Consider the following 20,648-nt stretch of genomic DNA (forward strand, 5'->3'; position numbering starts at 1 on the left):
AATGAGCCTGGGATTAATGATAACAATTATCATTATATTGCCGTGTCATCAGGCACGGCAATGATAAACGTTTAACATAGCGAAAAAGCGCGTGGAGTGTAAGGTGGTTGTAAAAGGTTGTTATATTTTTGGCGCGATTTGGCGCTAAAGCCAGCGATTTGGTGAGAAATTGCCCTTTATGAAAAGGGCAATAGAGATTACCGGGCGAGGAACAGGTACTCCGTGACGCTGAGATAAGCCTCACCCGGCCGGAGCCAGCAGTCAGGCTGCGGCCATTCCGGGTGGTTTGGGCTATCGGCAAGGAACCCGCTTTCCAGCGCCAGGCCGTTCCAGTCGCTATAGCTCCCTTGCTCGCGTGCGGGCGTGCCTGCGAGATAGTTACCGCTGTAGAATTGCAGAGCAGGCGCGGTGGTATAAACCTTCATTTCCAGCTTATTGTCCCTTGACCAGACCCTGGCTACCGGCTGGTTGATGTCGCCTTTTGCCTGCAATAAGAATGCATGATCGTAGCCTTTAACCGCCTGCTGATCGGCATCGCTCAGGAAATCCTGCCCGATAAGCTTTGGCTCGCGGAAGTCGAAGCTGGTGCCGGCAACGTCTTTCAGGCCAACCTGAGGAAGACCGTTAGCGTCAACCGGCAGGTAGCTGTCCGCCAGCAGCTGTAGCCGATGCTGACGGATATCACCCTGGCTGCCGTCGAGGTTGAAATAGGCATGGTTAGTCAGGTTCACCGGGCAGGGTTTATCGACGCTTGCCCGCAGCTCAATGCTGATGCGGTTATCTTCCGTCAGCGCATAACGTGCCGTCGTTTTAAGCTCGCCCGGGAAGCCTTGATCCCCGTCGTTTGAGTCGAGCGCATAGATAACTTCGTGTTCATTTTGAGCCACGATGCGCCAGCGTCTTTTATCGAACCCCTCGGGGCCGCCGTGCAGCTGATTATCGCCCTGGTTGGTTTGCAACTGGAGAGTCGTCTCTTTAAATTTTAACTTGCCTCCGGCGATGCGGTTCGCGTAACGGCCTATGGTCGCTCCCAGATAGGCATTTTGCTGCAAATATTGCTCGGGTGAAGCGCAGCCAAGCAGCGTTTCACGCACGCTGCCATCTTTCATCGGCACGCGGCAGGAGAGCAGCGTTGCGCCCCAGTCCATCAGCGTGACCACCATCCCCGCGCCGTTGCGCAGGGTGGTGAGGCGAAAAGGTTGGCCGTCCGGGGCAGGAGTCGGCGTCTGTTTTAGCATTGGCCTGCTCCTTCGGAGGCTTTGCAAACGTAAAACGTCTCTTTAATGCCGGTCTTGCTCTCATATTGCTCCGCCACGGCCTGTTTTACCGCCGGGACGAGATCTTCAGGCACCAGCGCCACGATGCAGCCGCCGAAGCCGCCGCCGGTCATGCGTACGCCGCCTTTGTCACCGATGGTCGCTTTCACGATATCTACCAGAGTATCAATCTGCGGAACGGTGATTTCGAAGTCATCGCGCATTGAAGCGTGTGACTCTTCCATCAGCTGTCCCATACGGAGTAAATCGCCTTTTGCCAGCGCATCTGCCGCTTCAACGGTACGAATGTTTTCGGTCAGAACGTGACGTACACGCCGGGCAACTACCGGGTCAAGCTGGTGGGCAACTTCGTTGAATTTTGCTAACTCAACGTCACGCAGCGCCTTCTGGCTAAAGAAACGAGCGCCTGTCTCACACTGCTCGCGGCGGGTGTTGTACTCGCTGCCGACCAGGGTGCGTTTAAAGTTACTGTTGATGATAACGACCGCCACGCCCTTCGGCATGGAAACGGCTTTCGTACCCAACGTGCGGCAGTCGATAAGCAGGGCGTGGTCTTTTTTGCCGAGCGCGGAAATCAATTGATCCATGATGCCGCAGTTGCAGCCAACGAACTGGTTTTCCGCTTCCTGGCCGTTGAGCGCCAGCTGAGCGCCGTCGAGCGGCAGGTGATAAAGCTGTTGCAAGACCTTGCCAACCGCAACTTCAAGCGAGGCGGAAGAGCTGAGGCCAGCACCCTGTGGCACGTCGCCGCTGATGACCATATCGACGCCGGAAAAATTCTTGTCGCGTTTTTGCAGGTGCTTGACCACGCCGCGCACGTAATTTGCCCATTGCTGAGACTCATGCGCGAGGATAGGGGCATCAAGCGAGAAGCTATCCTGCTGGTTGTCGTAGTCGGCGGCAATCACGCGCACGGTGCGGTCGTCGCGTTTAGCGCAGCTAATTACCGTCTGGTAATCAATGGCGCACGGCAGAACAAAGCCGTCGTTGTAGTCGGTGTGTTCGCCAATCAGATTTACGCGGCCCGGAGCCTGAATGGTGTGGGTAGCCGGATAGCCAAATTGTTCAGCAAACAGATGTTGGGTTTTTTCTTTCAGACTCATAATTAAACTCCCGATTGGCGGAAATGTACGTCACTGACTGCGCGCAAGCGTTCTGCGGCTTGCTCTGCGGTTAAATCTCTTTGTGTTTCTGCCAGCATTTCATAGCCGACCATAAATTTGCGTACCGTGGCGCTACGCAGCAGCGGCGGATAGAAATGGGCATGCAGCTGCCAGTGTTGATTATCAGCTCCGTTAAACGGCGCGCCGTGCCAGCCCATGGAGTAGGGGAATGAGCACTGGAACAGATTGTCGTAGCGGCTGGTGAGCTTTTTCAGCGCCAGCGCCAGGTCGGCGCTTTGCTCCGGGCTTAAATCCGTGATGCGTATTACATGGGCTTTTGGCAGCAGCAGCGTTTCGAACGGCCACGCTGCCCAGTAAGGAACCACGGCTAACCAGTGTTCTGTTTCTACAACGGTGCGGCTTCCGTCAGCCAGCTCGCGCTGGACGTAATCCAGCAGCATGGGCTTGCCCTGGTGGGCAAAATATTCACGCTGTAAATTGTCTTCACGGGCCACTTCGTTAGGTAAAAAGCTGTTTGCCCAAACCTGGCCGTGAGGGTGAGGGTTAGAGCAGCCCATAGCCGCGCCTTTATTTTCAAATACCTGCACCCACGGGTAGCTTTTGCCCAGTTCGGCTGTTTGCTGTTGCCAGGTTTTTACTACCTCTGCAAGCGCGGTAAGCGTTAGCTCCGGCAGCGTTTTACTGTGATCGGGGGAGAAGCAGATAACCCGGCTGGTTCCGCGCGCGCTTTCGCAACGCATCAGAGGATCCTGGCTTGCGGGGGCGTCTGGCGTGTCCGTCATTAACGCGGCAAAATCGTTAGTGAAAACGAAAGTACCGGTGTAATTCGGGTTCTTATCTCCGGTGACGCGGGTATTGCCCGGGCAGAGAAAGCAGTCCGGATCGTGAACCGGCAGCTTATCCTGCGAGGGCGTTTCCTGTGCACCCTGCCAGGGTCGCTTCGCGCGATGCGGAGAAACCAGAATCCATTGACCCGTTAGCGGGTTATAGCGGCGATGCGGATGATCGACCGGATTAAACTGCTCCATCACATGTCCTTAGTCTTCATAACCTTGGGGGTGGCGTGACTGCCAGCGCCAGGTATCGTCTGCCATTTCCTGCAGCGAACGGCTGACACGCCAGTTGAGTTCTTTATCGGCTTTGGTGGCATCGGCCCAGTAGGCGGGCAGGTCGCCGTCGCGGCGTGGGGCGAAGTGGTAGTTCACCGGCTTACCGCAGGCCTTGCTGAAAGCGTTAACCACGTCGAGCACGCTGCTGCCAACGCCCGCGCCGAGATTGTAAATATGCACCCCGGGCTTGCCTTCCAGCGCCTGCATAGCGGCAACGTGGCCGTCGGCAAGATCCATAACGTGGATGTAGTCGCGCACGCCGGTGCCGTCTTCGGTTGGGTAATCGTTACCAAAGATAGCCAGAGAATCGCGGCGGCCAACGGCAACCTGGGCAATGTAAGGCATCAGGTTGTTTGGAATGCCCTGCGGATCTTCACCCATATCGCCCGATGGATGAGCGCCTACCGGGTTAAAGTAGCGCAGCAGAGCAACGCTCCAGTCCGGCTGAGCCTTTTGCAGGTCGGTCAGGATCTGTTCGACCATCAGTTTGCTTTGGCCGTAAGGGCTGGCAGGTTTGCCGGTAGGGAAGCTTTCTACATATGGGATTTTGGGCTGGTCGCCGTAAACGGTGGCGGAGGAGCTAAAGATGAAGTTAGTAACGTTGGCGGCGCGCATCGCGGAGATGAGCTTCAATGTGCCGGTCACGTTGTTGTCGTAGTACTCCAGCGGCTTGTTGACGGACTCGCCTACGGCTTTTAGCCCGGCAAAGTGGATGACCGCATCGATTTTATGATCGTGGAAGATTTCGGCCAGCAGCGCTTCGTCGCGGATGTCACCGTCGATAAACAGCGGGTGTTTACCGCCCAGACGTTCGATCTCCGGCAGCACGCTGCGCTTGCTGTTACACAAGTTGTCGAGGATCACCACATCGTGCCCGTTTTGCAGCAGCTGCACGCAGGTATGACTTCCAATGTAACCGCTACCACCTGTAACCAGAACTCTCATTTTTCGCTCCATATAGCCTATGGGTTGGGATAACCATAGCATAACAGAGCGGCCAAAAATGTGATATGCGCTAAATTAGTGGTATCGTTTACACAATGGGTTTCGATTCAATTAGCATTGCCATAACGCATTGTAAAACAAATGCCATTAAAGGAAAGGATGCGGCAATTCCGAAAGTCTGCGCGCCGCAGTTAAAGAATAAAAGGCGCCGTAGCGCCTTCAGGGATTATGCAGGATTCACGTCTTCGATTTGATAACCGTATCCGTCACCGTCGGGGACAAAAGTTAAGCGCCGGGTAATACACTCTGGGGCATCTTCGGCGTGGTGGGAGACAAACAGCAGCTGCGTCTCGCCCTCGCCAATCAAAATATCGACAAAACGGCGTACCAGCTGGCGGTTAAGCGGGTCCAGCCCCTGAAGCGGTTCATCCAGAATCAACAGAGTCGGGTGTTTTACCAGCGCTCTGGCAATCAGCGCCAGGCGCTGCTGTCCCCACGATAGGCTGTGGAAAGGGGCATCGGCGGTGGCGTTGTCCATACCCAGCATGTTCAGCCATTCGCGAGTGAGCTTCTGCTGTCTGTCCGACACCGCCTGATAGATACCGATTGAGTCAAAGTAGCCGGAAAGGATAACGTTACGCACCGTGGTGCTGACGCGATAATCCAGATGCAGGCTGCTGCTGACGTAACCAATATGTTTTTTGATATCCCAGATGGTTTCTCCGCTGCCGCGACGACGGCCAAACAGCGTCAGGTTATTGCTGTAACCCTGCGGATGATCGCCGGTTACCAGGCTCAGCAATGTTGATTTCCCTGCGCCGTTAGGCCCGACGATCTGCCAGTGTTCCCCGGGGTTAACTGTCCAACTGAGATGATGCAGGATAGGGCGGTCGTTATACTCAACCACGCCGTCTTTCAGTACGATGCGCGGTTCGTTTTCAGGTAAAGCGTAGCGGGCGCTCGGGTCGTCCGCTTCGGGTAGCGCAACGCCCGCCAGCTTCTCGCTGTGGGCCAGTTGAGCAATAAGCGCCTGCTCCAGCAGAGCCTGTTTTTCCCCGCTTTCCGTCAAGGTGCAGTCGGCCAGTACGCCAGCATACTGCACAAATTCCGGGATCTCATCAAAGCGGTTGAGCACCAGCACCAGGGTATAACCCTGCACACTTAGTTCGGCTAATAACTCAGCCAACTGCTGGCGAGACTTTACGTCCAGACCATCGAATGGCTCATCGAGGATCAGCAGGTCAGGCTGCGCCATCAGCGCCTGGCAGAGCAATGTCTTGCGCGTTTCACCGGTGGATAAATATTTGAAGCGGCGGGAGAGTAAATGCTCAATGCCAAATAAGGCTGCAAGCTCCCGGCAGCGGCTTTCATCCGCAACTTCGTCCTGGATGATTTCCGCCGTGGTGCGGCCGGTATCGTCCTCATCGGCGCTGATTAAATCGGTATTGTTGCGCTGCCATTCGTCGCTGACCAGCTTTTGCAATTGCTCAAAAGAGAGGTGGGCGATGCGTGTAAAATCGCAATGTCGCTCGCCTTTTTGTAGCGTAAGCGAACCGGCCAACGCGCGGGCCAGAGCGGACTTGCCGCTGCCGTTGGCGCCCACAAACGCCCAGCTTTCTCCGGCGCGCAGGGTAAGATCGTTGAGGGTGAGAGTTTTTATGTCGCTAAGGTGAAACGTACCTTGCGAAATATGCAACGAAGACATGTTTTATCCCATATTTTGCAGCGATGAAGCTACAGAAATACGGTTTGTCGGCTTCGATGTCAATCGACCGGTCGCTTTTAGCAGAGTGTGGCGACGATAACCCTATCCGCATTGAAAAATGCTGTTACCTCAGCACCTTCTACCAGCGCCTGCTGCTCAACGCGCAGGTTGGGAAGCGTGGCGCACAGCGTCTGGCCGTCGGCTAATTCCACCAGCACTTCGCTGTGATCTTTACCCTGCTCAACGCTGCTGATTTTGCCCGCAAGCTGATTATCCGCGCTGCCTGCTTCACTGCGGCTGGTGGCGATATCAATCCACGGCGCTTTAATCAGCACCAGCACTTCTTTGCCTTCATCAAGGCCCAGACGTTCGGCGCTCTGGCGAGTAATTGCCGCTTTTAAACGGGTTTCACCGTCTGCCAGCAAGATGTCGATATGCTGCTGCACCTGCTCATCATCGCGTTTTAAAACGGTGCCAAATAGCTGGTTACGGGCGCTGGTTTGCAGCGAAAAGCGAGAAATAGCGGCAAGCAGGCTGTCCAGCGGCAGAGCGTCGTCCTGCAATACATCAAAGGCTTTTTGCTGAATTTGCGCCAGCAGCTCGTAAAGTTGGATCAGGCGTTCGCCGTAGCGGGTCAGCACCGCGCCGCCGCCCCCTTTACCACCCGTGGCCCGGTCTACAAGGCTTTGCTCGGCCAGCTGGTTCATCTCATTAATGGCATCCCAGGCGCTCTTGTAGCTGATGCCGGCAAGTTTCGCCCCCTGGCTGATAGAGCCGGTGTGGCGAATTTGCTTGAGCAGCGCGATGCGCCGTGGGTCGGCGAACAGCCGCTGCTGCAACTTCAGCGTTAATAAGATTTCAGCTTGCATAACCTCTCCGGGTCAGGAAAACCTTCATTTTCCTCTATTGTGGCTATCCGGGCAAATGGCACAAAAGGAGAGTGCGTTTTTCTCAACTACCGCTAGAATATTCATTCTCGCTTTTGCCGGAGGCAGTTATGTTCGAGTTATTGAAAAGCCTGGTGTTTGCCGTGGTCATGGTGCCGGTTGTCATGGCGGTGATCCTCGGTCTCATCTATGGATTGGGTGAAGTGTTTAACGTCTTCTCAAAAGTCGGTCATCGCGACCAACCTTCGAAACAGCATCACTGATTCCCCGAACGCCCGGCAAATGCCGGGCTTTCTTTTGATCCCCATCAAGAACTTTAAAGCCCCCGCCACTTCTGCCGATAAATTCTGTATCTTCCGCTTAGCAATCGTTATATTTCAGCCTACATAACGAAACAAACGGAGTTAAGTCATGAATAAACCCTGGATTCGCCTCACACTTGGCGCGGCTTTATCGGTTAGCCTGGCAGGCCAGGCCCTGGCAGACAGCGGCAAAATTACCGTCTTTGCAGCGGCTTCATTAACCAATGCCATGCAGGATATTGCGGCTCAGTATCAAAAAGAGAAGAAAGTCGAAATTGCCTCCTCTTTTGCCTCTTCTTCTACTCTTGCACGCCAGATTGAAGCGGGCGCGCCTGCGGATCTGTTTATTTCTGCCGATCAGAAATGGATGGATTATGCGGTAAGCAAAGACACCATTAAAGCCGATACTCGTGAAACGCTGCTCGGCAATAGCCTGGTGGTTATCGCGCCAAAAGCCAGCAAGCAGGGCGATATTACTATTGATGCAAAAACCGACTGGGCTACGTTGCTGAAAGGCGGCCGTCTGGCGGTGGGTGACCCTGAGCACGTACCGGCCGGTATTTATGCGAAGGAAGCGCTGCAAAAATTGGGTGCCTGGGACACGTTGTCCGCTAAACTTGCTCCGGCAGAAGACGTTCGCGGTGCGCTGGCGCTGGTTGAACGAGACGAAGCGCCGCTGGGTATTGTTTACGGCTCCGACGCCGTCGCCGGTAAAGGCGTGAAAGTGGTGGGTACCTTCCCGGAAGGCTCTCATCAGAAAGTGGAATACCCGATTGCGATTGTTAAAGGCCACGATAACCCAACCGTTACCGCGTTCTACAGTTATCTGAAAGGAGCGGAAGCGGCTAAAGTCTTCCAAAAATACGGATTCACGACCCTACAATGATATTGAGCGATCCCGAATGGCAGGCGGTACTGCTAAGCCTGAAAGTTTCATCTATCGCGGTGCTGTTTAGTCTACCTGTCGGGATCTTCTTTGCCTGGGTGCTGGTGCGTTGCCGCTTCCCGGGCAAAGCCTTGCTCGATAGCCTGATTCATCTCCCCCTGGTTCTGCCGCCGGTGGTGGTGGGCTATCTCCTGCTGGTGGCCTTCGGCCGCCGCGGTTTTATCGGCTCCTGGCTGTATGACTGGTTCGGCATTACCTTCGCCTTTAGCTGGCGCGGCGCTGTGCTTGCCGCTGCGGTGATGTCTTTCCCGCTAATGGTGCGCGCCATCCGTCTGGCGCTTGAAGGCGTAGATATGCGTCTTGAGCAGGCGGCCAGAACCCTCGGAGCAGGGCGCTGGCGGGTGTTCTGTACTATAACGCTCCCCCTGACGCTGCCCGGCATTATCGCCGGTACGGTGCTGGCGTTTGCCCGCTCGTTGGGTGAGTTCGGGGCAACCATTACCTTTGTGTCCAATATTCCTGGCGAAACCCGCACTCTGCCTTCTGCAATGTATACCCTTATTCAGACGCCGGGCGGCGAAACCGCAGCCGCGCGCTTATGCCTGATAGCGATTGCGCTGGCGATGGTTTCCCTGCTGGTGGCCGAATGGCTGGCGAGGGTAAGCCGCAAACGTATGGGGGTGAACTGATGCTGGAGCTTAACTTCTCCCAGACGCTGGGGACTCACCGGCTCGAAATAAATGAAACCCTGCCCGGCCAGGGCATTACCGCCGTGTTTGGCGTGTCCGGCGCGGGGAAAACGTCGCTTATCAATGCGATTAGCGGCCTTACCCGGCCTGAGGAGGGTCGCATTGTCCTCAACGAGCGTGTGCTTACGGATGCCGGAAAACAGTTTTACCTGCCGCCGGAGAAACGCCGCGTGGGCTATGTGTTTCAGGACGCACGGCTGTTTCCGCATTATCGGGTGCGCGGTAACCTGAAGTACGGTATGGCAAAAAGCATGGCCGGCCAGTTCGATAAGCTGGTGGCGCTGCTCGGCATTGAATCTTTACTGGATCGCTTTCCCTGGAGCCTGTCCGGCGGTGAGAAACAGCGCGTTGCTATTGGCCGGGCGCTGTTAACTGCGCCGGAACTGCTGTTGCTGGACGAGCCTCTGGCGTCGCTCGATATCCCGCGTAAGCGTGAGCTGTTGCCGTATCTGCAAAGGCTGGCGAGCGAAATCAATATTCCCATGCTGTACGTCAGCCACTCGCTGGAAGAGATTTTACATCTGGCCGATAAGGTGCTGGTGCTGGATGGCGGGAAGGTCAAAGCCTTTGGCAATCTCGAAGAGGTCTGGGGCAGCAGCGTGATGAATCCGTGGCTCCCCAAAGAGCAGCAAAGCAGCGTGCTGAAAGTGACGGTTCTGGAACACCATCCGCATTACGCCATGACGGCGCTGGCGCTGGGCGACCAGCATCTGTGGGTCAACAAGCTCAATAAGCCATTGCAGGCGCCGCTGCGCATCCGCATTCAGGCTTCAGACGTGTCGCTGGCGCTACAACCGCCGGTTAATAGCAGCATTCGTAACGTGCTGCGGGCGAAAGTGGCCCAGTGCTTTGACGATGACGGCCAGGTTGAAGTTCAGCTGGAAGTCGGTTCCCGCACCCTGTGGGCGCGCATCAGCCCCTGGGCGAGGGATGAGCTGGCGGTTAAGCCCGGCCAGTGGCTATATGCGCAGGTGAAAAGCGTGTCAATTACCGCCTGATTAAAGCACGTATTTATAGAGCGTTTCGGCAATGCCTGTTTCCAGATTCGTGCCGATGGTCATGTCGGCGCGAGCCTTAATCGCTTCGTCGGCATTGCCCATCGCCACGCCCATGCCCACGCTTTCCAGCATGCTCAGGTCATTGTAGTTATCGCCAAAGGCAATGACCTCGTTCATCGGGATACCCTGAGATTTTACCCACTGTGCCAGGCGCGCACCTTTGCTGTTGCCGCGCTGGGCGACATCCACCTGATCGTGCCACGACCACTCGCAGGCCAGGTTCAGCTCGCTTTCAACCGCCCGGGTAAACTGCCTGAGCTTTGGAATGTCCGCATCGGTCAGGGCAAATTTCCAGATGGAATCAACTTCCTGAGCGGCCTGCTTCAGAGAGGCCACGCTGCGGAACACCGGGCGCTGGGCTTCCGGTAAAGACTGCGCCCAGTTTTGGGTTCGCGTAACGTGGGCTTTAACGTGATCGGAACTGTCGAGATAAAGCATCGCATCGTCGACGTACATCAGGCCATGCACCCGGTGGGCGTCAAGCAAGTCAATCAGCTGCGTGGCCTGTTCGGCGCGTAATGAATCCGACGCCAGAACCTTTTTTGCATGATAATCATACAAATAAGTGCCATTGCAGCAAATTGCAGGTGTATCTAACGCCAGTGCCTGATAAAAAGGATGGATGGCGACATGATGGCGACCCGTCACGATAACCACTTTCACTCCCGCCTCACGGGCGCGGTGAAGGGCCGTAAGAGACTCCGGAAGAATGGTTTTTTGCGGGGTCAGCAGGGTGCCGTCGAGATCGAGAGCGATTACGCGATAACTCATTTAGGGTTCCAGTCATTATTCATAAGGTTTGTACCGATGGTACACCGCCAGCGTCGCAGCGCAAAATTGCTCTCCGGCCGGGTGGGGCCAACCTTGTGACTATTACTTACGAGTAGGGAGGAGAGTGAACTCATGAAACAGACAGTCTATACCGCCAGCCCGGAAAGCCAGCAGATCCACGTCTGGACGCTGCATGCCAGCGGTGAAATGACCCTGGTACAGGTTGTGGATGCCCCGGGCCAGGTTCAGCCGATGGTTATCAGCCCGGACAAGCGTTTTCTTTATGTAGGCGTGCGCCCTGAGTTCCGCGTCATCGCCTACCGCATTACGCCGGACGATGGTTCCCTGACCGAGGCGGGCGTTGCTCCGCTGCCGGGTAGCCCGACCCATATTTCCACCGATCGTAAAGGCCGCTTCCTGTTCAGCGCCTCTTACAATGCCGCAAATGTCGCGGTTATCAGCCTTGAAAACGACGGCCTGCCGGGTGAAACGGTTGACGTGGTTGAAGGGCTTGAAGGTTGCCACTCGGCTAATATTTCCCCGGACAACCGCACGCTCTGGACTCCGGCTCTGAAACAGGATCGCATTTGCCTGTTCACATTGTCTGACGACGGTAAGCTGGTCGCTCAAAACCCGGCCGAAGTGAATACCGTTGAAGGCGCTGGCCCTCGCCATATCGTGTTCCATCCAAATCAGCAATACGCATACTGCGTAAACGAGCTGAATAGCAGCGTGGACGTTTGGGAACTGCGCGACCCGCACGGCAAAATTGAATGCGTCCAGACGCTGGACATTATGCCGCCAGGTTTCTCTGATACCCGCTGGGCTGCGGATATTCATATCACCCCGGATGGCCGCCACCTGTATGCCTGCGACCGTACCGCCAGCATTATCACCGTATTTAGCGTTTCCGAAGACGGCAGCGTGCTGAGCATCGAAGGCTACCAGCCAACCGAAACCCAGCCACGCGGTTTCAACGTTGACCACAGCGGTAAATACCTGATTGCCGTGGGGCAAAAATCGCACCACGCTGCCGTGTATAAAATTAACGGCGAACAGGGCCTGCTGGAAGAGAAAGGGCGCTATGCCGTCGGCCAGGGCCCAATGTGGGTTGTGGTTAACGCGCACTGATTTTCATGCATAAAAAAACCTCGCCGCGGCGAGGTTTTTTGTTTTAACAGAGCGGGTTACTTCTCGGCGACTACCGGGCTACCCAGGCCACGGTTGTTGAACTCCCACATGCGGTTAAAGCTTGGGTCATTCAGGTCACGCTTAATGCTGTCTTTATCGCCTTTTGTGCCGATGTTACCGGCGAAAGGACGCTTAGAGGCCAGCGCATCACCCCATGGTTTTGCCGTATTGAAGCCTTCATTGATAACGCTGTCGCGAATAACAACCTGGCCGTTAGCGGACTGGCCTGCGGTATAACCGTTTTCAGTGCTGCCCAGATCCCATGAACGGCCTAACTGCGCGTCACCGGCCGCGGTGAAGCGGCTGTTTACGGCCAGGAAGCCGTAATAGAGGTTAGGCAGCGTTGCCGGAGCAAACACGTAACCTTCTTTAGTGCGGCTGTTTACCAGGCGGAAGTCGGTGTTGTCGAACACCACCGCGCCGCGACCGGCAACCACATCCACATCCCCTTCGATATAGCTGTTAGTCACCAGAGTGCGAGTCTGGCGATTAGGCAGCATACGGTTCTGCACGTCGCTGTTGGTGACGAAGAAGGTATTCTGGCGGCCCAGCAGGTGAACATTGTTCAACTGGACTTTATCGCCGTCGCTGCGCAGCGCAACTGCCTGGTGATTACCGGCATCAGCGCTGTCGCCGAGGGTATTCTGGATAGTCAGGTTCTGCAATTGCAGGCCGTTGTTCTGCGACCAGACGGCGGCAGAGCACATCACACCAACCGTTGCGCTACGGCGAGTCTGGCAACTGTCAAACATATACCAGGCTGGCTTGCCCGGCATGTATTTACCCGCCGGGTTAACGGTACGACGCCAGGTTGTTGGGTCAATTTCGGAGTCCAGCGTCAGGCCGATTTTAACATCGTCCGCGTTGCCGGTAGTGCCGTACAGCGTCACGCTGCCGGAAGCAGCTGGGATGTACACGGTTCCTTCATATTCACCCGGCATAATCGCGATATAAACGCGGGAGCTGCTGTGCTTAATGATGGCGGCATCCACCGCGGCCTGAATAGACGTATGGGTAACGCCAGCCGTACCGGCAGGGCCAACCACGAAATCAGGCTGCTGCGGGGTGCGAATGGAAGAGGGAGTCCACGGCGCTTCATTTGGATTCATAGAAGTAAAATAGCGCGCCGCAACAAAGTTCTGTGCTTCGTCAGCCGCCAGGATCGGGCGGGACTGGGTTCCCGGCGCCACCTGAGTAGACGGTTTGTCCTGCGGTGGGGTTGAGCTACATGCGCTCAGGGCCACGGCAAAAGCCAGCGCCGCGACGCGACGAGAAACCGATAATGTGTTCAAGGTTGCTCCTTGCTGTACGATGGAATAGAGGGTTATCTCAAAGCCTGCTTTTTTATACTAAGTTGAGCGAAACGGGAAGCCGATTGTTCAAATCGGCTTCAGAAAAGGAGGGATTACGGGTAAGGAGGCGGGAAAAAGTTTTTTGTTATTCTTTTTCTACGCTGAACTGGCCGTTTTTCTTACGAATAATGTATTTATGGTCACTGTCGCAGGAGACCGTGAGCGACCCGCCGAAAGCCGCAGGATAGACGCTGTTGACGGTATCGCACTGAAAACCCGCCTGGCGAATAACCGACTGCGACTCCGCCTTAAGCTGCGGTGAACCGGTATCTGCAAAAGCGCTGCCCGCCAGCAGGCAGAAGCCGAGTACAACTGTTCTCTTCATTTCTGTCTCTCTGTGATGTGAAACTGGTGCAAAGTTAATCGGCAGCGAAGCGGCATTTAATTAATGACTTAACTGGATTTATTTGTACAAATTAATTTCAGAAACAGATTAGCGAAACAGCAAGAGAGGGCTGGCAAGCTCTGCCAGCCGGGTAAGGCAGGATTCAGATAAAGAAGTCAGGATTTTCTACGGCCAGCGAAACCGCATCAATAAGCTTATCAAGCTGTTCCGGCTCAATAACATAAGGCGGCATCAGGTAAATCAGGCGGCCAAATGGACGTATCCACACGCCGTGTTCAACGAAGAAGCGCTGCAACGCCGCCATGTTGACCGGGCGGTGGGTTTCTACAACGCCTATTGCGCCGAGTACCCGCACATCCGCAACTTGCTCACCTGATGCCAGCGGCAGCAAACCTTCGCGTAGCCTGGTTTCGATGGACTCAACCTGGTGTTGCCAGTCGCCGCTTTCCAGCAGCGCGAGGCTTTCGCTTGCCACCGCACAGGCGAGCGGGTTGCCCATAAATGTGGGGCCATGCATAAAGCATCCGGCTTCGCCGTTGCTGATGGTCTCCGCAACGTTGCGTGTGGCCAGAGTGGCCGAAAGAGTCATGGTCCCGCCGGTCAGGGCTTTGCCCAGGCAAAGAATATCCGGCGCAATTCCCGCGTGTTCACAGGCGAACAGCTTCCCGGTACGCCCGAAGCCGGTCGCTATCTCATCGGCTATCAGCAATATGCCCTCGCGGTCGCACATGCGTCGGATGCGGCGTAGCCATTCCGGATGGTAGAAACGCATTCCTCCCGCACCCTGAACTACGGGCTCCAGGATAACGGCGGCAATTTCGTGCCGATGAGCGGCCATCAGTCGTGCAAAAGGCACAATATCCATTTCATCCCAGTCATCCTCAAAACCGCACTGCGGAGCGGGAGCAAAAATATTCTCCGGCAGATAACCCTGCCACAGGCTATGCATCGAGTTTTCAGGATCGCACACCGACATTGCGCCAAAGGTGTCGCCGTGGTAGCCGTTGCGGAAGGTGAGGAAGCGCTGACGCGGCTCGCCTTTAGCGTGCCAGTATTGCAGCGCCATTTTCATCGCCACTTCAACCGCTACGGAACCTGAGTCCGCCAGAAATACACATTCCAGCGGGGCGGGCGTCATGGCAACGAGTTTGCGGCACAGCTCTACAGCCGGGGGATGAGTAATCCCGCCAAACATCACATGCGACATGCTGTCGATTTGCTGTTTCATCGCCTGGTTCAGGCGCGGGTGGTTATAGCCGTGAATCGTGGCCCACCAGGAGGACATACCGTCCACAAGCCTGCGGCCATCGGCAAGTTTTAGCTCGCATCCGGCGGCGGCAACTACCGGATAAACCGGCAGCGGCTGGCTCATTGAAGTGTAAGGATGCCAGATATGATGTTGGTCGAACGCTAAATCAGCAGGGGTCATAGGGTGACTTGTAAACCATTTAAAAAAGATTTAGGTTTACAAGTATAACGTCAATCGATGGTCTATAACACCCTTTTTGGAGATGCCCAATGGCTCACCACGCACGCTGGTCAATGTCGCAGGTTACTGCTTTATTTCAAAAACCTCTGCTGGACTTACTGTTTGAAGCTCAGCAGATTCACCGTCAACACTTCGACTCGCGGCAGGTTCAGGTCAGCACGCTGTTGTCGATAAAGACCGGTGCCTGCCCGGAAGACTGCAAATATTGCCCGCAAAGCTCGCGCTACAAAACCGGCCTTGAGGCTGAGAGATTAATGGAAGTTGAGCAGGTTCTCGAGTCTGCCCGCAAAGCGCGAAACGCGGGTTCTACCCGATTCTGCATGGGGGCGGCGTGGAAAAACCCGCATGAGCGCGATATGCCTTATCTCGAGCAAATGGTGCAGGGAGTTCGTGCTATGGGGCTGGAAACCTGCATGACGCTCGGCACGTTAACCGAGGGCCAGGCCCAGCGCCTTGCGTCGGCGGGGCTGGATTACTACAACCACAATCTGGACACCTCGCCTGAGTTCTACGGCAACATCATTACCACAAGAACCTACCAGGAACGCCTGGACACGCTGGGTAAAGTTCGTGACGCCGGGATTAAAGTTTGCTCGGGCGGGATAGTAGGCCTCGGTGAAACCGTGACCGACCGTGCCGGGCTGCTGCTGCAATTAGCGAATTTACCGACTCCGCCGGAAAGCGTGCCGATTAATATGCTGGTGAAGGTTAAAGGCACGCCGCTGGCGGATAATGAAGATGTGGATGCGTTTGATTTTATTCGTACTATTGCCGTTGCCCGGATTATGATGCCGCAGTCTTATGTTCGTCTTTCCGCCGGGCGCGAGCAGATGAGCGAGCAGACCCAGGCTATGTGTTTCATGGCCGGGGCAAACTCGATTTTCTATGGCTGCAAACTGCTCACCACGCCAAACCCGGAAGAAGACAAAGATCTCCAGCTGTTCCGCAAGCTGGGCCTGAATCCGCAGCAAACCACCACCGAAATGGGTGATAACGAGCAGCAGGAGCAACTGGCTGGCCAGCTTCTGAACGCCGATACCGACAGTTATTACAACGCGGCGGCGGTATGAGCTGGCAGCAGCGCATCGAAGCAGCATTAAGTGAGCGCCGCGCCAGCGCCAGCTTTCGCACCAGGCAGGCCAGTACGGCCGGAAACGGGCGTTTTTTCTCCTGTAACGGTCGCCAGTATCTTAATTTTTCCAGCAATGACTACCTGGGGCTAAGCCAGCACCCAGAAATTGTAAACGCCTGGCAAAAAGGTGCCGCGCAGTACGGCGTTGGCAGCGGAGGTTCCGGGCACGTTACCGGGTACAGCATCGAGCACCAGCGTTTTGAGCAGCGGCTGGCAGAGTGGTTGGGTTTTGAACGGGCGCTGTTGTTTATCTCCGGCTATAGCGCCAACCAGGCGGCGATCTCCGCCCTTGGGAAAAAGCCGGACAGCATCATCGCGGATAAGCTCTGCCACGCCTCCATGATGGAGGCGGCGATGCAAAGCCCGGCGCAATTACGCAGATTCAGGCATAACGATGTTGAGGCGCTTACCGCTCTGCTTGATAAATCTCATGGCGGCGAGCAGTTGGTGCTTAGCGAAGGGATTTTCAGCATGGATGGTGACGCTGCGCCACTCCAGGAAATGAGCAACATCGTGCGGCAGGCCGGCGGCTGGCTGATGGTGGATGACGCTCACGGTATCGGCGTAATGGGCGATGAGGGGCGTGGCAGCTGTTATGCTCAGTCTATTCGGCCGGAAATACTGGTTGTTACTTTCGGCAAAGCTTTTGGTGCCAGCGGCGCTGCCGTGCTGTGTCGTCAGGACGTGGCGGATTATTTGCTGCAATTTGCCCGCCATCTGATTTACAGCACCTCAATGCCACCGGCCCAGGCTGCGGCTCTAAATGCGGCGTTAACGGTTGTTCAGAAGGGTGATGCCTTGCGCGAGCAACTTAAGGCTAACATCCAGCGTTTTCGGCGCGGTGCGGAGCAGCTCTCCCTGGCTCTGGCCGACTCAAACAGCGCCATTCAGCCGCTGATAGTTGGTGAAAATCAGCGAACTTTGGATCTGGCAGCCTGCCTGCGCGAGCGTGGTTTTTGGCTCACGGCTATCCGCCCGCCAACCGTCCCGCCCGGCAGCGCCCGCCTGCGCATTACTCTCACCGCGTCGCATACGGAAAATGATATCGACGAACTGCTGGAGGCGCTCCATGACGAAGCGGGTCGATAAAGCCGCGGTGGCGGCCGCATTCGGGCGGGCGGCGGGAAGCTATGAACGCTTCGCCGACCTACAGCGAATGAGCGGTGATTATTTGTTAGAGAGTCTGGAGAACAGACCCGCAGGGCGCGTGCTGGACGCTGGGTGCGGCACCGGCTGGTATAGCCGGGTCTGGCGGGCCAGAGGAAGCGAAGTACTGGCGCTCGATCTCGCGCGTGAAATGCTGCTCCAGTGCCAGCAAACGCAGTCCGCACATCGGTTTATCGAAGGGGATATTGAGTCAATCCCGCTGCCGTCAGAGACGGTGGATCTGGCCTGGAGCAACCTCGCCATGCAGTGGTGTAGCAGCCTCCATCAGGGCCTGGCCGAGCTTTATCGGGTGACTAAACCCGGCGGCAGCGTAGCTTTTACTACTCTGGCGAGCGGCTCATTGCCTGAATTGCAACAGGCCTGGCTGGGAGTGGACGAGCGGCCGCATGCCAATAAGTTTTTATCCGTTGCCGAAGTCGAGCATGCCTGTAGCCCGTGGCGAACAGCGTTAACGAGCCGAACGATAAGCCAAACGTTTCCAGACGTAATGAGCGCCATGCGCTCGCTCAAGGGCGTTGGCGCGACGCACCTGCATGACGGCAGAAAAAATACGCTAATGACCCGCGGGCAGCTTCAACGCCTGAGTGAGGCATGGCCGCAGCACGAAGGGCAGTATGCCCTTAGCTGGCAGATAATTTTTGGAGTAATAGAACGTGATTAAAAAATGGTTTGTTACCGGAACCGATACTGAAGTAGGTAAAACCGTTGCCAGCTGCGCACTTCTTCAGGCGGCAACCGCCGCAGGATACCGCTCGGTGGGCTATAAGCCGGTTGCATCAGGCAGCGAAATGACGCCTGAAGGGATCCGCAACAGTGATGCACTCGCGCTCCAGCGCAACAGTTCGGTGCTCGTTCCCTATCCGCAGATTAATCCTCTGGCGTTTATCGAACCGACTTCACCGCACATTGTTAGCGCCGAAGAGCAGCGGCCTATCACTTTTTCCGCCATGTCCGAAGGGCTGGAGAACCTGGCGACTAAGGCCGACTGGGTTCTGGTAGAGGGAGCGGGAGGCTGGCTCACGCCGCTGTCTGAAACCACAACCTTTGCGCAATGGGTGGCTACAGAGCAATTGCCGGTGATTCTCGTCGTCGGCGTGAAGCTCGGCTGCATTAATCACGCGCTGTTGACCGCACACGCCGTGCAGTCTGCTGGTTTAACGCTGGCTGGGTGGGTTGCCAACGGCGTACAACCCGCGGGTAAACGGCATGCGGAATATATGGCGACGCTAAAACAGCGGCTGGCGGCTCCGCTATTGGGAGAAATTCCGTGGCAACCACAAATTAGCGAAGAAACGCCGCTGGGTCACTATATCGATCTCTCCGTGATTGCGGTCTGACTCGCATCATTTCCGCAAAAAAAGTAAGGCCCGCTGCCCGGCTTCGGGCCTTCTTCCACTTTTGAACTTCCCCGAAAAACAAACCTTCTTCCAAAACGATAGGGAGCGTAGAGTATTTCATCGTTAGAGTTGTCACCGGACAACCATTGTGAGATGCTTATTTAGCCGGAGGGAATATGGCAAGAAGAAAGCACCCGGTAAAAGAGATAGAAGCGGCATTATGCTATGCCGAATTTCAGGGATGGCGGGTTAAACAAGGCGGATCGCACTGCTGGGGCAAGCTTCTATGCCCGTGGAACGATAAGACGTGCCGCTGCGGCGAGTTTTGCATCAGCTGCGTGTGGAGTACTCCACGAAGCGAGGGAAATCACGCCAGGCAAATCCGTAGGGTAGTGGACGGGTGTGCAAATACTACATCCCAAAATGTGCTGCACTAAAAGGAGAGCTAAACATGGCGGAATATACCTTCACGTTGATTTTCAGCCTGCCGAATAACCAGAAGGATCCGGAACAGTGGGTTGCCGCGCTGGGCGCCGGTGGCTGCGATGACGCGCTTATCGGCATTGGCGTTACCGGGCGTGTAGCGTTGAACTTCATTCGCGAGGCGGCAAATGCCGAAGAAGCGCTGGTTAGCGCAATACAGGACGTATTAAGAGCCGTTCCTGGGGCAACCTTAGTTGAAGCCGCTCCGGACCTGGTTGGCCTGACGGATGTGGCCGAGCTGCTGGGATTCACTCGGCAGTACATCCGCAAAGTTATGGTCACGCGAGAAGCTTTTCCGCTGCCGGTACACGACGGTAAAACAGCGCTCTGGAATCTGGAAACCGTACTGCGCTGGATGCGAGCCAATCGGGTAATGGCGGTGCCTGCGCCGCTGCTGGAAATTGCAGTCGTCACCCGCCAGTGCAATCTGCGCCGTGCGCTGGGCGCACTGAATCCGGCATTTCAACACCAACTGGATAATCTTTAGCGCTTCACGGCTCCAGCCAGTCGGAGACGAGCCTGTCATCAAGCTGTGCGACATCGCCCTGAGCAACATTCCTGCCCTTATGCAGCAGGCAGAACTTGTCCGCAACCCGGCGAATAAACGGCAATCGCTGTTCGACCAGCAAAATAGTCAGCCCAAAATCGTGATTTAAGCGGCGGATAAGGTTGACCATTTCATTGATAAACCTCTGGCCACTGCCGAGCGTGGGCTCGTCCAGAATCAGCAATTTAGGCTGCAGGACAAGGGCCCGTGCCAGCGCCAGCTGCTGGCGCGTATCAACCTGTAGTTCACCGCTCCTGACCTGCCGCAGGCCGTATAGCTCGGGGAACAGATCATAGATAAGCGGGGGAATAACGCCAGGAGCCTGCTGGCCTGCCATCATGGCGATTTGTAGGTTCTCTTCGACGGTGAGCTGGGAAAAAATACGCCGATCCTGCGGTACATACCCGATACCCAGGGCAGTACGTCCTTCGACAGGTTTGTCCAGCATGTTTTCGGGCGGGTGGCCGGCCTCCTGCCACAGCATGCTTCCGCTCTGCACGGGTAAATAACCCGCAATGCAGTTTACCAGCGTGGTTTTTCCCTGCCCGGGGGCGCCAAGCACGCAGGTGCATTCACCCGGAGCCAGCTCAAGGTCGAGGTTCCATAATATATGATTGTCGCCGTAGAACTGATTCACTGCGCGAAGGCTCAGCATTGTTTATCTCCTTGCTCGGGTGGAGGACTCCCCCATCAGAATTCTGCAATTAGCTTGCCAGCAAGGCGATAAAGCCTGAAAAAATCCCCAATTCCAGGATAAAACGCAGAATTTAGATCCTCACAATGCCGTGCCT

21 protein-coding genes are annotated in these 20,648 nt (G+C 55.9%); 10 read left to right on the top strand and 11 right to left on the bottom strand.

The window, feature by feature from the left end; genetic code table 11:
* Nucleotides 1-197: 197 nt before the first annotated feature.
* The 6 genes from galM to modE form a co-directional block, all read right to left on the bottom strand.
* A complete protein-coding gene (gene galM / locus HMPREF0201_RS05130) occupies nt 198-1,238 on the bottom strand; it encodes a galactose-1-epimerase (protein WP_016535428.1) in 1,041 nt (346 codons plus the stop codon).
* On the bottom strand, nt 1,232-2,380 hold the full coding sequence (gene galK / locus HMPREF0201_RS05135) for a galactokinase (RefSeq protein WP_016535429.1): 1,149 nt from the start codon (nt 2,378-2,380) through the stop codon (nt 1,232-1,234). Before galK ends, galM begins: the two co-directional genes overlap by 7 nt.
* Before the next feature lie 2 nt (nt 2,381-2,382).
* Nucleotides 2,383-3,429, bottom strand: a complete 1,047-nt coding sequence (galT, locus tag HMPREF0201_RS05140) for a galactose-1-phosphate uridylyltransferase (protein ID WP_016535430.1) — start codon at nt 3,427-3,429, stop codon at nt 2,383-2,385.
* Between the two features lie 9 nt (nt 3,430-3,438).
* Complete coding sequence (gene galE, locus HMPREF0201_RS05145) at nt 3,439-4,455, bottom strand: UDP-glucose 4-epimerase GalE (RefSeq protein WP_039898008.1); 1,017 nt, start codon at nt 4,453-4,455, stop codon at nt 3,439-3,441.
* A 226-nt stretch (nt 4,456-4,681) separates the two neighbouring features.
* Entirely contained in the window at nt 4,682-6,160 is a 1,479-nt protein-coding gene (gene modF / locus HMPREF0201_RS05150; RefSeq protein ID WP_016535433.1) for a molybdate ABC transporter ATP-binding protein ModF, read from the bottom strand.
* Between the two features lie 77 nt (nt 6,161-6,237).
* Nucleotides 6,238-7,029, bottom strand: a complete 792-nt coding sequence (modE, locus tag HMPREF0201_RS05155; RefSeq protein WP_016535434.1) for a molybdenum-dependent transcriptional regulator — start codon at nt 7,027-7,029, stop codon at nt 6,238-6,240.
* 128 nt (nt 7,030-7,157) lie between these two features.
* On the opposite strand from modE, the gene HMPREF0201_RS22390 reads away from it, so the two are divergent.
* From HMPREF0201_RS22390 to modC, 4 genes are all read left to right on the top strand, one after another.
* The gene (locus HMPREF0201_RS22390; RefSeq protein WP_016535435.1) at nt 7,158-7,310 is read left to right on the top strand and encodes an AcrZ family multidrug efflux pump-associated protein; all 153 of its coding nucleotides are present in this window, start codon (nt 7,158-7,160) and stop codon (nt 7,308-7,310) included.
* A gap of 148 nt (nt 7,311-7,458) precedes the next feature.
* Nucleotides 7,459-8,235: a molybdate ABC transporter substrate-binding protein gene (gene modA / locus HMPREF0201_RS05160; protein ID WP_016535436.1), complete on the top strand. Its 777-nt coding sequence runs from the start codon at nt 7,459-7,461 to the stop codon at nt 8,233-8,235.
* Entirely contained in the window at nt 8,232-8,924 is a 693-nt protein-coding gene (modB, locus tag HMPREF0201_RS05165; RefSeq protein WP_016535437.1) for a molybdate ABC transporter permease subunit, read from the top strand. Before modA ends, modB begins: the two co-directional genes overlap by 4 nt.
* Entirely contained in the window at nt 8,924-9,982 is a 1,059-nt protein-coding gene (gene modC / locus HMPREF0201_RS05170; protein ID WP_016535438.1) for a molybdenum ABC transporter ATP-binding protein ModC, read from the top strand. Before modB ends, modC begins: the two co-directional genes overlap by 1 nt.
* Here modC and HMPREF0201_RS05175 read toward each other — a convergent pair whose 3' ends face one another.
* Nucleotides 9,983-10,813, bottom strand: a complete 831-nt coding sequence (locus tag HMPREF0201_RS05175) for a pyridoxal phosphatase (RefSeq protein ID WP_016535439.1) — start codon at nt 10,811-10,813, stop codon at nt 9,983-9,985. It abuts the gene before it with no gap.
* A 132-nt stretch (nt 10,814-10,945) separates the two neighbouring features.
* On the opposite strand from HMPREF0201_RS05175, the gene pgl reads away from it, so the two are divergent.
* A complete protein-coding gene (pgl, locus tag HMPREF0201_RS05180; protein ID WP_016535440.1) occupies nt 10,946-11,944 on the top strand; it encodes a 6-phosphogluconolactonase in 999 nt (332 codons plus the stop codon).
* A 56-nt stretch (nt 11,945-12,000) separates the two neighbouring features.
* On the opposite strand, the gene HMPREF0201_RS05185 is transcribed toward pgl, so the two are convergent.
* The 3 genes from HMPREF0201_RS05185 to bioA form a co-directional block, all read right to left on the bottom strand.
* A complete protein-coding gene (locus HMPREF0201_RS05185; protein WP_039898009.1) occupies nt 12,001-13,296 on the bottom strand; it encodes a putative acyl-CoA thioester hydrolase in 1,296 nt (431 codons plus the stop codon).
* A 145-nt stretch (nt 13,297-13,441) separates the two neighbouring features.
* Nucleotides 13,442-13,681, bottom strand: coding sequence for a hypothetical protein (locus tag HMPREF0201_RS05190; RefSeq protein WP_016535442.1), 240 nt, complete (start codon nt 13,679-13,681; stop codon nt 13,442-13,444).
* 163 nt (nt 13,682-13,844) lie between these two features.
* Nucleotides 13,845-15,131 (bottom strand): adenosylmethionine--8-amino-7-oxononanoate transaminase, encoded by a 1,287-nt coding sequence (bioA, locus tag HMPREF0201_RS05195; RefSeq protein ID WP_039898010.1) that lies wholly within the window; start codon nt 15,129-15,131, stop codon nt 13,845-13,847.
* 89 nt (nt 15,132-15,220) lie between these two features.
* Here bioA and bioB point away from each other — a divergent pair, with 89 nt between their 5' ends.
* From bioB to HMPREF0201_RS05220, 5 genes are all read left to right on the top strand, one after another.
* Nucleotides 15,221-16,261, top strand: a complete 1,041-nt coding sequence (gene bioB / locus HMPREF0201_RS05200; protein ID WP_039898011.1) for a biotin synthase BioB — start codon at nt 15,221-15,223, stop codon at nt 16,259-16,261.
* Nucleotides 16,258-17,412: an 8-amino-7-oxononanoate synthase gene (gene bioF / locus HMPREF0201_RS05205; protein WP_016535445.1), complete on the top strand. Its 1,155-nt coding sequence runs from the start codon at nt 16,258-16,260 to the stop codon at nt 17,410-17,412. Before bioB ends, bioF begins: the two co-directional genes overlap by 4 nt.
* The gene (gene bioC / locus HMPREF0201_RS05210) at nt 17,393-18,151 is read left to right on the top strand and encodes a malonyl-ACP O-methyltransferase BioC (RefSeq protein ID WP_016535446.1); all 759 of its coding nucleotides are present in this window, start codon (nt 17,393-17,395) and stop codon (nt 18,149-18,151) included. The genes bioF and bioC overlap by 20 nt, the downstream gene beginning before the upstream one ends.
* Complete coding sequence (gene bioD / locus HMPREF0201_RS05215) at nt 18,144-18,827, top strand: dethiobiotin synthase (protein ID WP_016535447.1); 684 nt, start codon at nt 18,144-18,146, stop codon at nt 18,825-18,827. Before bioC ends, bioD begins: the two co-directional genes overlap by 8 nt.
* A 451-nt stretch (nt 18,828-19,278) precedes the next feature.
* Nucleotides 19,279-19,797 (top strand): helix-turn-helix transcriptional regulator, encoded by a 519-nt coding sequence (locus tag HMPREF0201_RS05220; protein ID WP_016535448.1) that lies wholly within the window; start codon nt 19,279-19,281, stop codon nt 19,795-19,797.
* A gap of 4 nt (nt 19,798-19,801) precedes the next feature.
* Here the strand turns inward: HMPREF0201_RS05220 and HMPREF0201_RS05225 are convergent, their stop codons facing one another.
* A complete protein-coding gene (locus HMPREF0201_RS05225; protein WP_016535449.1) occupies nt 19,802-20,512 on the bottom strand; it encodes an ABC transporter ATP-binding protein in 711 nt (236 codons plus the stop codon).
* Nucleotides 20,513-20,648: the final 136 nt, after the last annotated feature.

This window comes from Cedecea davisae DSM 4568 (genome assembly GCF_000412335.2).
In the GTDB taxonomy this organism is placed as follows: domain Bacteria; phylum Pseudomonadota; class Gammaproteobacteria; order Enterobacterales; family Enterobacteriaceae; genus Cedecea; species Cedecea davisae.

Excerpts from the sequence above, each read along its gene's own strand:
- bioB (WP_039898011.1), top strand. The coding sequence starts at position 15,221 with ATGGCTCACCACGCACGCTGGTCAATGTCGCAGGTTACTGCTTTATTT.
- galE (WP_039898008.1), bottom strand. The coding sequence starts at position 4,455 with ATGAGAGTTCTGGTTACAGGTGGTAGCGGTTACATTGGAAGTCATACC.
- modB (WP_016535437.1), top strand. The coding sequence starts at position 8,232 with ATGATATTGAGCGATCCCGAATGGCAGGCGGTACTGCTAAGCCTGAAA.
- HMPREF0201_RS05220 (WP_016535448.1), top strand. The coding sequence starts at position 19,279 with ATGGCGGAATATACCTTCACGTTGATTTTCAGCCTGCCGAATAACCAG.
- HMPREF0201_RS22390 (WP_016535435.1), top strand. The coding sequence starts at position 7,158 with ATGTTCGAGTTATTGAAAAGCCTGGTGTTTGCCGTGGTCATGGTGCCG.
- bioC (WP_016535446.1), top strand. The coding sequence starts at position 17,393 with ATGACGAAGCGGGTCGATAAAGCCGCGGTGGCGGCCGCATTCGGGCGG.
- bioF (WP_016535445.1), top strand. The coding sequence starts at position 16,258 with ATGAGCTGGCAGCAGCGCATCGAAGCAGCATTAAGTGAGCGCCGCGCC.
- HMPREF0201_RS05190 (WP_016535442.1), bottom strand. The coding sequence starts at position 13,681 with ATGAAGAGAACAGTTGTACTCGGCTTCTGCCTGCTGGCGGGCAGCGCT.
- bioA (WP_039898010.1), bottom strand. The coding sequence starts at position 15,131 with ATGACCCCTGCTGATTTAGCGTTCGACCAACATCATATCTGGCATCCT.
- HMPREF0201_RS05225 (WP_016535449.1), bottom strand. The coding sequence starts at position 20,512 with ATGCTGAGCCTTCGCGCAGTGAATCAGTTCTACGGCGACAATCATATA.
- modC (WP_016535438.1), top strand. The coding sequence starts at position 8,924 with ATGCTGGAGCTTAACTTCTCCCAGACGCTGGGGACTCACCGGCTCGAA.
- modA (WP_016535436.1), top strand. The coding sequence starts at position 7,459 with ATGAATAAACCCTGGATTCGCCTCACACTTGGCGCGGCTTTATCGGTT.
- galK (WP_016535429.1), bottom strand. The coding sequence starts at position 2,380 with ATGAGTCTGAAAGAAAAAACCCAACATCTGTTTGCTGAACAATTTGGC.
- HMPREF0201_RS05175 (WP_016535439.1), bottom strand. The coding sequence starts at position 10,813 with ATGAGTTATCGCGTAATCGCTCTCGATCTCGACGGCACCCTGCTGACC.
- pgl (WP_016535440.1), top strand. The coding sequence starts at position 10,946 with ATGAAACAGACAGTCTATACCGCCAGCCCGGAAAGCCAGCAGATCCAC.
- modF (WP_016535433.1), bottom strand. The coding sequence starts at position 6,160 with ATGTCTTCGTTGCATATTTCGCAAGGTACGTTTCACCTTAGCGACATA.
- galT (WP_016535430.1), bottom strand. The coding sequence starts at position 3,429 with ATGGAGCAGTTTAATCCGGTCGATCATCCGCATCGCCGCTATAACCCG.
- modE (WP_016535434.1), bottom strand. The coding sequence starts at position 7,029 with ATGCAAGCTGAAATCTTATTAACGCTGAAGTTGCAGCAGCGGCTGTTC.
- galM (WP_016535428.1), bottom strand. The coding sequence starts at position 1,238 with ATGCTAAAACAGACGCCGACTCCTGCCCCGGACGGCCAACCTTTTCGC.